The 9,765-nt window shown below is 67.9% G+C and carries 8 protein-coding genes; 3 read left to right on the top strand and 5 right to left on the bottom strand.

Annotated features, from left to right (window positions below; all coding sequences use genetic code 11):
- Positions 1-217: 217 nt before the first annotated feature.
- The 5 genes from recJ to EDC31_RS16560 all read right to left on the bottom strand — a co-directional run bounded on the left by recJ (position 218) and on the right by EDC31_RS16560 (position 6,735).
- Positions 218-2,011: a single-stranded-DNA-specific exonuclease RecJ gene (recJ, locus tag EDC31_RS16580; protein WP_042061142.1), complete on the bottom strand. Its 1,794-nt coding sequence runs from the start codon at positions 2,009-2,011 to the stop codon at positions 218-220.
- A gap of 19 nt (positions 2,012-2,030) precedes the next feature.
- On the bottom strand, positions 2,031-3,032 hold the full coding sequence (gene glpX / locus EDC31_RS16575; protein ID WP_042061140.1) for a class II fructose-bisphosphatase: 1,002 nt from the start codon (positions 3,030-3,032) through the stop codon (positions 2,031-2,033).
- An 84-nt stretch (positions 3,033-3,116) separates the two neighbouring features.
- Positions 3,117-4,424 (bottom strand): homoserine dehydrogenase, encoded by a 1,308-nt coding sequence (locus tag EDC31_RS16570; protein ID WP_042061139.1) that lies wholly within the window; start codon positions 4,422-4,424, stop codon positions 3,117-3,119.
- Positions 4,424-5,641 carry an LL-diaminopimelate aminotransferase gene (locus tag EDC31_RS16565; RefSeq protein WP_042061137.1) on the bottom strand — a complete coding sequence of 406 codons (1,218 nt, stop codon included), beginning with the start codon at positions 5,639-5,641 and terminating at the stop codon, positions 4,424-4,426. Before EDC31_RS16565 ends, EDC31_RS16570 begins: the two co-directional genes overlap by 1 nt.
- A 185-nt stretch (positions 5,642-5,826) precedes the next feature.
- Positions 5,827-6,735 (bottom strand): hypothetical protein, encoded by a 909-nt coding sequence (locus EDC31_RS16560; RefSeq protein ID WP_132127179.1) that lies wholly within the window; start codon positions 6,733-6,735, stop codon positions 5,827-5,829.
- Positions 6,736-6,960: 225 nt separating this feature from the next.
- On the opposite strand from EDC31_RS16560, the gene EDC31_RS16555 reads away from it, so the two are divergent.
- The 3 genes from EDC31_RS16555 to EDC31_RS16545 all read left to right on the top strand — a co-directional run bounded on the left by EDC31_RS16555 (position 6,961) and on the right by EDC31_RS16545 (position 9,602).
- Positions 6,961-7,653, top strand: a complete 693-nt coding sequence (locus tag EDC31_RS16555; RefSeq protein WP_042061132.1) for an ATP-dependent Clp protease proteolytic subunit — start codon at positions 6,961-6,963, stop codon at positions 7,651-7,653.
- A 99-nt stretch (positions 7,654-7,752) separates the two neighbouring features.
- The gene (locus EDC31_RS16550) at positions 7,753-8,742 is read left to right on the top strand and encodes a ferritin-like domain-containing protein (protein ID WP_042061130.1); all 990 of its coding nucleotides are present in this window, start codon (positions 7,753-7,755) and stop codon (positions 8,740-8,742) included.
- 5 nt (positions 8,743-8,747) lie between these two features.
- Positions 8,748-9,602, top strand: coding sequence for a hypothetical protein (locus EDC31_RS16545; RefSeq protein ID WP_239641737.1), 855 nt, complete (start codon positions 8,748-8,750; stop codon positions 9,600-9,602).
- The last annotated feature ends 163 nt before the right edge of the window (positions 9,603-9,765 follow it).

Here is a 9,765-nt window from a genome sequence, read left to right as displayed (position 1 = left end):
GGTCTCTGGCCTCGCTCGCGGATTTTCCTTTTCCAACAAGAACTTTCGCCGTTTTCAGAGCCCCATGCACCTACTCGTGTGAGATATCCGGGCTAATCATCACGGGCGGCGTCGCGGTTTGAATTCCGGCGCCCACAGGACAGTCGTCCGTTGGAAACCCTTGACTCCAAACAACTAAGATCCACAAACCCGCAAGTCGCATCGAGACGCGGCCCCGTCAAGCCAGCGTCGCGTCGGCGATGAAGAACGTCAACGTCTCGCGCTCCTGCCACACTTCGCCACGCAAATGACCGGCGACATGGATCACCGGCATCGACGGGTCTTCCAGCAGCGCGGCGAACGCCTTCTCCCCCGCGCGGAACACCAGCCCCCTCAGACGCCCGCCCTCCTCGCCCTGAAGAGTCACGCGCAAGGTCGCGCCATCCTTGCCGATCCGCTCCGTCCGCACGCAACGCAGGCGCGGCAGCGCCAGAACCGGCTCGTCATTGCCCGCCCCGAACGGCGCAAGCCGGGCAATCTGCGCGGCCAACGCCCCGTTCGCGCCGCGCAAGGACACGACCCCGTCGCAGACCAGTGCCTCCGCCGCAGGCAGATCGCGCGCCGCCGTCAGCCGTTCGTCGAGAAAATCATGCACCGCCGCCGCGCCGGACTCGGCAAGCGAAAACCCCGCCGCCATGGCATGACCCCCACCCGTCAGCAACAGCCCCGCCTGACGCGCCGCGATCACCGCCGCGCCGAGATCGATCCCCGCCACGGACCGCCCCGACCCCTTGATGATCCCTCCCGCCGCCGCGCCGACCAGAACGGGACGGTTGAAGCGCTCCCGAATCCGCCCGGCGACGATGCCCACGACCCCCGGATGCCAGCTTTCGCCATGCAGGAACAGAACACCACGCCCCGCCGCGCACTGCGCCGCGGCCGCCTCCACCGCGGCATCGAGAATATGACTCTCGACCGTCTGGCGCTTGCGGTTCACCTCGTCCAGCTTCTCGGCCAGTTGCCGCGCCTCGAACGCATCCTCCGCCAGCAGCAGCCGCACGCCGAGATCGGCCTCGGCGATCCGCCCGCCCGCATTGATGCGCGGGCCGAACGCATAGCCGCAGGCCATGGCACTCGCCATGTCGCGCACCATCGCCACGGAAGCGAGCGTCGCCAGCCCCAGCCGCTCGCCCCGCCCCAGCACGCGCAGCCCCTGCGCCACGAAGGCGCGATTGAGCCCCTGCAACGGCATCACGTCGCAGATCGTCGCCAGCGCCACGAGATCGAGATGGCGCAGCAGATCGGGCGGCGCACGCTCCGCGAACGCCCCGTCGACGCGCAATTGCCGCAGCAGCGCCACCAGCGTCAGGAACGCGACTCCCGTGGCGCAGAGCATGCCCAGACCGGACGCACAATCGAGGCGATTGGGATTGACCACCACCCCGCGCGGCAGGATCGCGCCGTCGGGCTTGTGATGGTCCAGCACGAGCATATCCCGTCGCCCGGTGAAAGGATCGAGAATCGCCGCCGCCGCCGTGCCGCAATCCACACAGAGCAGCAGATCCGCGCCCCGCCCGATCAGCCCTTCGAGCGCCACCGCATTCGGCCCGTACCCCTCAGCCATCCGGTCGGGAATATGCGTCTCGACGCGGCAGCCAAGCTCGCGCAGCACCAGCGCCAGCAGCGCCGTCCCGCACGCGCCGTCCACGTCGTAATCGCCGAAAATCCCGACGCATTCGCGCTCCCGCACGGCACGCGCCAGACGCGCCGCCGCCTCGTCCATGCCCTTCAGACAGGACGGATCAGGCAACCAGTCGCGCAGGCGCGGTTCGAGGAACGCCGCCGCGCGCTCCGCCGGAATGCCCCGCGCGGCCAGAATGCGCCCGATGAACTCCGGCACGTCGGCACGCTGGGCCACCGCCAGCCCGGCTCGCGCGCCGCTCTCCGTCAGCGCTGCGTCGCGCCAGAGCCACGCCCGGCCACCGGCGCTGCGCCGGACGCCGAGGACGAATGCCGCCTCCGCCCCGGACAAGATCGGAACCCGTGCCTCCTCAGTGTGCCGTCCACGTTTTGGTGCCGAAATCGTGCCGCCCCTCGATGAAGCGTACCGTCGCGGATTTCGAACGCATGACGATCGAATGCGTCCGCACCTGCGCCAGCCCGACCCGCATCACGCCGCGCAGCAGCGCGCCGGTGGTCACGCCCGTCGCCGAGAACAGCACGTCGCCCCGGGCCATGTCATGCAGCCCCAGCTTGCGCGTCGGGTCCTGCCCCGGCGCCATGTCCCTCGCCCGCGCGATCTGCGCATCGTCCTCGAAAAGCAGCCGCCCCTGCATCTGGCCGCCGACGCACCGGACCGCCGCCGCCGCCAGCACCCCTTCCGGCGCGCCGCCCGACCCGACATAGAGATCGACCGCGCTTTCCTCCAGACACGCCGCGATCGCCGCCGCCACGTCGCCGTCCGAAAGCAGGCTGACGCGCGCCCCGGCCTCACGGGCGCGGGCGATCATCTCGGCGTGACGCTCGCGATCCAGCGCGCACATGACAATCTCGCTGGCCGGCTTGCCCTTCGCCTTCGCCAGATCGCGGATCGTGGTCTCGATCGGCGCGTCCAGATCGATCATATCCGCGGGCAGGCCCGGCCCGACGACCAGCTTCTGCATGTAGACATCCGGCGCATGGAGGAAATTGCCGCGCTCCGCCAGCGCCACCATGGTCATGGCGTTGGGCATGTCCTTGGCGCAGAGATTCGTGCCCTCCAGCGGATCGACGGCGATATCCATCTCCGGCCCGCCCGACCCGACCTTCTCGCCGATATAGAGCATCGGCGCCTCGTCCATCTCCCCCTCGCCGATGACGACGGTGCCGTTGATGGCGACGGTGTCGAAGGCGAGGCGCATGGCCTCCACCGCCGCGCCGTCCGCCTCGTTCTTCTTGCCCCGCCCCGTCCAGTCGGAGGACGCGATCGCCGCCGCCTCGGTGACGCGGACGAGCTCCAGCGCCAGATTGCGATCCGTGACGCGATATTCGGAACTCTTCTTCGCGTGTGCCATGTCTAAGCCCTCCGATGCGGGGTCATAACCTGAAATGTGAGCCGAAGTTCACAGGTTTACGGTGCTGCGCGCGCCAAAGGCCAATCACAGCATCTCGATTTTGAGCAGCAGGGGCGCGCCGATCACGGAATCGAGCGTTGCGAGCACCTCCACGACGGCGATCATCGCCGCCTCCGCCGTCTCATGAGTCAGCAGCGCCAACGGCACCGCGCCGCCCGGATCGCGCGCCGCGCCGTGCTGCGACAGCGCGCGCAGGGAGACCCCGGTGTCGCGCAGCGCCGCCGCGATCTCGGCCACCACGCCGGGACGATCCCGGACCAGCACGCGGAGATAATATTCGCCCCGCAAGGTGCTGCGCGGCGCGCAGGCGGCAGGCGCTCCCGGCGCCACCCCCCAGACCTGCAACGCCTTGCCGCGCGCGAGATCAACCACATCCGCGAGAACGGCGCTGGCCGTAGGCCCCGCCCCCGCGCCGCGCCCCTCGATCATCATCGGGCCGCTGAAGGCGCCTTCGGTGACGACGGCGTTGAACACCCCGTCCACATGCGCCAGGGGCGAATCCTGCGCCACGAGGCAGGGCCGCATGAACGCCTCGATCGCCCCGCCCTCTCCGGCGCGCCGCGCCATGCCCAGCAGCTTGATGCGATAGCCCATCTCCCGCGCGAAATGCTGGTCGCAGGCCTGGATGCCGCGAATCCCCTCGACGAACACCCCGTCGAAGGAGACCGGCCGCCCGAAGGCCAACCCCGCGAGAATGGCCAGCTTGTGCGCCGCGTCCCACCCGTCCACATCGACGGACGGATCGGCCTCGGCATAGCCCAGCGCCTGCGCCTCCGCCAGGACATCGTCGAAATCGCGCCCGGTGTCGCGCATCGTGGTGAGGATGTAGTTGCACGTGCCGTTGAGAATCCCGCCCACACGCAGCAGACGGTCCGCGGCCAGCCCCTCGCGCACCAGCTTGATCGCGGGAATCCCGCCCGCGACCGAGGCTTCGAACAGCAGCGCAGCGCCACTCTCCCCGGCCAGCCGGGCGAGGCGCGCGCCATGCACCGCGAGCAGCGCCTTGTTGGCCGTCACCACATCGCGTCCGCGCGCCAGCGCCGCCTCGACCAGCGCGCGCGCCGTGCCCTCCGCCCCGCCGATCAGCTCCAGCACCACATCCACGCCGTCATCGGCGGCCAGAGCCAGCGCGTCGTCATGCCACCGCACCCCGGACAGATCGACGCCGCGATCCCGCCTGCGGTCACGCGCCGAGACGGCCGCCACCTCAACCGGACGCCCGGCCCGCGCGGCGATGGCCGCCGCGTTCTCGCGCAGCAGCGTCACGACGCCCGCGCCGACCGTCCCCAATCCGGCGATCCCGAGCCTGAGCGGCGATTTGCCCCCGCCCATCAGGCCACATGCTCCGCGCCGACGCTGTTGCTGTGCAGCCCGTGCCGGCCGAAGAACCCCTTGATCGCCCGCGTCGCCTGGCGCAGCCGCTGGGTGTTCTCCACCAGCCCGATCCGCACGAATCCCTCGCCGTACTCGCCGAAACCGAGCCCCGGCGCGACGGCGACGCCCGCCTCCTTGAGCAGCAGCTTGCTGAAATCCACGCTGCCCATCTCGCGGAACGGCTCGGGAATCGGCGCCCAGGCAAACATGGACCCCTCCGGCGCGGGCACGTCCCACCCCGCCGCGTGCAGCCCCTTGAGCAGCACATCCCGCCGCTCCCTGTAGAGATGCCGCACCTCGGCGACGCAGTCCTGCGGGCCGCTGAGCGCCGCCACCGCCGCCACCTGGATCGGCGTGAACGCGCCATAATCGAGATAGGACTTGATGCGCGTCAGCGCCTGGATCAGCCGCGGATTTCCGGCCGCGAACCCCATGCGCCAGCCCGCCATGGAATAGGTCTTGGACAGCGAGGTGAACTCCACGGCGATGTCCTTCGCCCCTTCGACCTGAAGGATCGAAGGCGGCGGCACGTCGCCGAAATAGATCTCGCAATAGGCGAGATCGGACATGATCCAGATCTCCTCCCGCCGCGCGAAGGCCACCAGTTCCTTGTAGAAATCGAGATGCGCCACGAACGCCGTCGGATTGGAGGGGAAATTCACGATCAGCGCCGTCGGTTTCGGCACGGAATGACGCACGGCGCGGTCGAGCGCGCGCAGCATCTCCTCGTCCGGCGTCGCCGGAATGGAGCGCACGGACGCGCCCGCGATGATGAAGCCGAACTGATGGATCGGATAGGACGGGTTGGGGACGAGAATCGTGTCGCCCGGGCTCGTGATGGCCGAGGCGAGATTCGCCAGCCCCTCCTTGGAGCCGAGCGTCGCGATCACCTCGGTCTCCGGGTCGAGCGCCACGCCGAAGCGCCGCTCGTAATACCCCGCCAGCGCCCGCCGCAGGCCGGGAATGCCCCGGCTGACGGAATAGCGGTGCGACCGAGGGTCCGCGACCGTCTCCACGAGCTTCCTGACGATATGGGGCGGGGTCGGGCTGTCCGGATTCCCCATCCCGAGATCGATGATGTCCTCGCCCCGGGCGCGCGCTCCGGCCTTGGCCTTGTTGACTTCGGCGAAAACATAGGGCGGCAGGCGACGGATGCGATGGAACTCTTCGGTCATGATCTTCAAACTGGCTGGAGGGTCGAAAGGAAACGATCGGACGCGCCGGAACTCCCGCGCGCCGCGCGCGATCTGACACTAGCCGGGATCGCGCCGGGACGAAACCGCCCATCGTCATCTCCACGATCGCGCCGGAACCTGGATTTCGGCGCCCGAAAGCGAAGCGAGGATCAGAGCACGAAGTGTCAGGGCACGAGGCTGACCCGCCCGAAATGCCCGTTCGCGGCCGCCGCCAGATGGACATCCGCCGCCCGGACATGCCGCAGCATCACGGTCTCCGCCAGATTCTTCGCCCGCGCCAGGGCCAGACGGAGGCTCGCCGCCTGATCGTCCGGCGCAAGCGAGGTCGCATCGCCGAACCCCGTCACATAGACCGGGAGACCGGCCTTCCACCCCGTCAGCGCATCGCCGATCGACTTTTCCTGCCCGGCCAGCATCTGGTCGGAGGACTGGGCGAAGCGGATCAACACGCCGTGCGGGTCGGCAAGGGCATAGGCGGGCGACGAACGCGGCGTGCCCACCGCCGTCTCGGGAATGTCGAAGCCGGGAAACGCCGGCACGGGAGGCGGCGTCGGTCCGATCTGCGGCAATTCGCCAGGCCGCATCGGCGGCGGCGCGAATTTCGTCACCGCGGGCATCGTCCAGTCCTGCGCCGGAGCCGGGCCGCCCCCCGCCGCCGCGACCGTCATGGAAGATCCGCTCGCCGCCGCGTTCTGCCCCGGCGGTGCTGCGGGCTTCGGCGGCGCAACCGGCAGCGGACCGTCCGCCGCCGCCAGACGCCTGCCGAAATTCCGCTCCGCCTTCAACTGATCCGTCAGCGCGGTCCGCGCACTGGCGGACGGCATCTCCGGCGCCTCGGTCGGCGTCAACCCCACATGCGGGTAAGGCTGATGCGCGCCCGGCGGCGGCGGGCGCTGCTGCGCGATCGCCCCGCCCTCATACTGGTGCCACCAGCCGGTGACGCTCTGCACGGCGTCACCCTGCGCGCAACCGACCAGCCCCGGCGCCACGGCCAGCATCGCCGCCAGACCCAGACCGACCCGTCCGTTCCGCCGCGATTCCGCCAACGCGCAGCCCGTTTCCACCCGTCTCATGTTCATGCCGCCACCCTACCGCGTCCCTTCGCCGCTGGCGAGGGCGCTCGGTCAGAGGGCTCATTTATTTCAAAGTCAAGGGTTTCCAAAGACCCGCCGCCCTTCGACGGGCACCGAGCGGGCGCGACCCGGCGCAGGCATTTTCACCTCCGGCTCTTGTGAGCGGCGCGCGTCGGGCGCACATATAGGTGGATGACCAAGCTGTCTGCACACAGGAACCTACATATGCGCGGCACGACGCCCAACGGCCTCACCGGACGTCCGACCCATCTCGCGGATGACGAACCCGATCCCCGCGACCCGGACGTGCCTGAGCCCGAGGGCCCGGAACCCTCCGAGCCGGGCGACAACAAGACGTTGAACGCGCCGATCAGCGAGCTTGAGGGCAAGCTCTTCGAGCAGCGCAAGGTGCTGATCTTCGGCGGCATCAACGACAAGATCGCCCGCGACGTCACCGGCCGCCTCCTCGCCCTCGCCGGCGCGTCGGACAAGCCGATCGACGTCTACGTGAACTCGCCCGGCGGCCATGTGGAAAGCGGCGACACCATCCACGACATGATCCGCTTCGTGGATTCGGTCGCACCCGTGAACATGATCGGCACAGGCTGGGTCGCCTCGGCGGGCGCGCTGATCTTCGCTGCGGGCCGCCCGGACCGCCGGTTCTGCCTGCCGAATACGCGCTTCCTGCTGCATCAGCCGATGGGCGGCGTGCGCGGCCCGGCGACCGATATCGACATCGAGGCGCGCGAGATCATCAAGATGCGCGAACGCCTCAACCGTCTCTTTGCCCGCGAAACCGGCCACAGCTACGAGAAAATCGCCAAGGACACCGATCGCAACTACTGGATGTCCGCGGAAGAGGCGATCGCCTACGGTCTCGTCAGCCGCGTCATCACGGCCATGAGCGATCTCACCTGAAATCCGGAACGGGCGCGCCTCGCGCACCCGGTCCCCCTTCCCTCAGCGCGCCCGGGCATCACCGAGTCAATACGGCGCGCCAATTCGTGGAGCGTCACGATGAACAGCCTCGCCGATATCTACAGCCATCTCCCCGACCAGCCGTCGGAAAAAGCCCTGGCCCGCGCCGATTACGAGGCGCGCCACTGGAGCAGCCCCGTCGCGGGCCCGCTGAAACCGGGCTCGGAGGCGCACAAGCGCGCCGTCGCCCAGATGTTCCGGGACACGTTCAACCCCTACAAACCCTCCGTCATCGCCTGGCCGAAGCTCGACCCGGACACCCAGCGCCGCATCACATCCCTCCCCATCTGGGACATCGCGGTGCAGACCGAGGGCAAGGCGCGCCTCCGCATGGCCGCCTACGCCGCCATGATCGACGATCCCGACATGAAGGACGCCCTCTCCCGCAACGCCTGGGAGGAGAACCGGCACAAGGAGGTGCTGTCCCGCCTCGTCGAGGCCTACGACATCAAGATGGCCCCGGAGCCGCCCTATATCGAGCCGAAAGATACCGAATGGGCCTATCTGGTCACGGGCTTCTCGGAATGCGTGGACAGTTTCTTCGCCTTCGGCCTCTTCGCCATGGCGGAGCGCGCCGGGCTCTTCCCGCCCGAGCTGATCGAGACTTTCGAGCCGGTGATGCAGGAGGAATGCCGCCACATCCTGCTCTTCGCCAACTGGCTCGCCTGGCACCGCGCCACCATGCCATTCTGGAAACGCCCCTGGTTCGAGGCGCGCGTCCTCGGCGTCTGGCTCTTCCTCGTCTACGAGCGCATCGGGCTGATGCACTCCATCGACGGCGAGGGCAACGATCACGCGCAGGACGCGAAATTCACCGTCACCGGCGTCAAGGACGTTTCGAATATCGACATCGATCTGTCCGATCTGATGCAGCTCTGCCTGGACGAAAACGAACGCCGCTTCTCCGGCTATGATCACCGGCTGAAGCGCCCTCAACTCACCCCCAATCTCGCCCGCGCCCTCATCGCCGGCTCGAAAGCCTGGAACACCGTCTCGGCAAAGGTCAAATCCTTGCGCAAGGCGGCCTGACCGCCATGGAAGCCGGGTCAGAGGCGCACAAGGTCTTTTTCTGCAAGCAGTTCGTCGACACGCATCAGATTTTCGACCCCGCTTCCCTGCCCTGGCCGGAACTGACGGCGGATGAACTGACCCGGCTGCGCGCCGTGCCCTTCTGGCAGGAAGTCTATCACACCGAACGCCGGGCCGGGGCGATCGTCGATGCGTTCATCCCCCAGGTTGTCGACCCCATAGTGCGCGAGGCCGTGCGCGTGCAGGGTCTGGAGGAAGCGCGCCACGCCGAACTCATCCGCGTCATGATCGAGCGGTATGGGCTCGACGCCCATCCCCAGCCGATCGAAGACTTCCCCCCCGATCTCGAAACCGCCTTCATCGACTTCGGATTCGGGGAATGTCTGGACGCCTTCCTCGGCTTCGGCGCCTTCAAGAGCGCCCGGCAATCGCAGTTCCTGCCCGAATCGATGTTCGATATTTTCGACGTGTTGATGTTCGAGGAGACGCGGCACATCGTCTTCTTCATCAATTACATGGCGTGGCGCGAAAAACGACGCGGCCTCGGCTCCGCCCGCCGCATGGCGAAGTCCCTGCGCTTTTACGGCCGCGCCCTCGGCCGCCTCGCCGGAATGATGCGACGCGGCCGCAACGCCAATGACGGACGCGATTTCGCCGTCACCCAGACCAATCTCTTCCTCGACGGCTTTTCCTTCCGCGGCTTCGTCGAGGATTGCCACCGGGAAAACGCCCGCCGGATGCGCGCCTTCGACCCGGAGCTGATGCAGCCGCGCCTCCTCCCCGGCATCGCCGACCTCGCCCTGCGCGGAATCAGCCTCTGGGACAAGACGCGCCCGATTTTACGCCGGGAGCATGAGTAAGGGGTGTTTCTTCTTTTTCTGAAGAAAAAGAAGCAAAAAGACTTTTGCTCATTTAGCACTACAGTTGTATTTTGTGTTGAGTTCTGAATCTATGGGTAACCATGATTCAGGATATGATAAGTGGCAGTACGTCTGTTGAAGAGACGCTGGATTTGTGGTCGTC

The sequence above is a fragment of the Acidomonas methanolica genome, assembly GCF_004346035.1.
Lineage (GTDB): Bacteria > Pseudomonadota > Alphaproteobacteria > Acetobacterales > Acetobacteraceae > Acidomonas > Acidomonas methanolica.
This window is presented reverse-complemented; position numbering and strand designations above follow the sequence as displayed.

Excerpts from the sequence above, each read along its gene's own strand:
- glpX (WP_042061140.1), bottom strand. The coding sequence starts at position 3,032 with ATGGCACACGCGAAGAAGAGTTCCGAATATCGCGTCACGGATCGCAAT.
- EDC31_RS16555 (WP_042061132.1), top strand. The coding sequence starts at position 6,961 with ATGCGCGGCACGACGCCCAACGGCCTCACCGGACGTCCGACCCATCTC.
- EDC31_RS16560 (WP_132127179.1), bottom strand. The coding sequence starts at position 6,735 with ATGAGACGGGTGGAAACGGGCTGCGCGTTGGCGGAATCGCGGCGGAAC.
- EDC31_RS16570 (WP_042061139.1), bottom strand. The coding sequence starts at position 4,424 with ATGGGCGGGGGCAAATCGCCGCTCAGGCTCGGGATCGCCGGATTGGGG.
- EDC31_RS16550 (WP_042061130.1), top strand. The coding sequence starts at position 7,753 with ATGAACAGCCTCGCCGATATCTACAGCCATCTCCCCGACCAGCCGTCG.
- EDC31_RS16545 (WP_239641737.1), top strand. The coding sequence starts at position 8,748 with ATGGAAGCCGGGTCAGAGGCGCACAAGGTCTTTTTCTGCAAGCAGTTC.
- EDC31_RS16565 (WP_042061137.1), bottom strand. The coding sequence starts at position 5,641 with ATGACCGAAGAGTTCCATCGCATCCGTCGCCTGCCGCCCTATGTTTTC.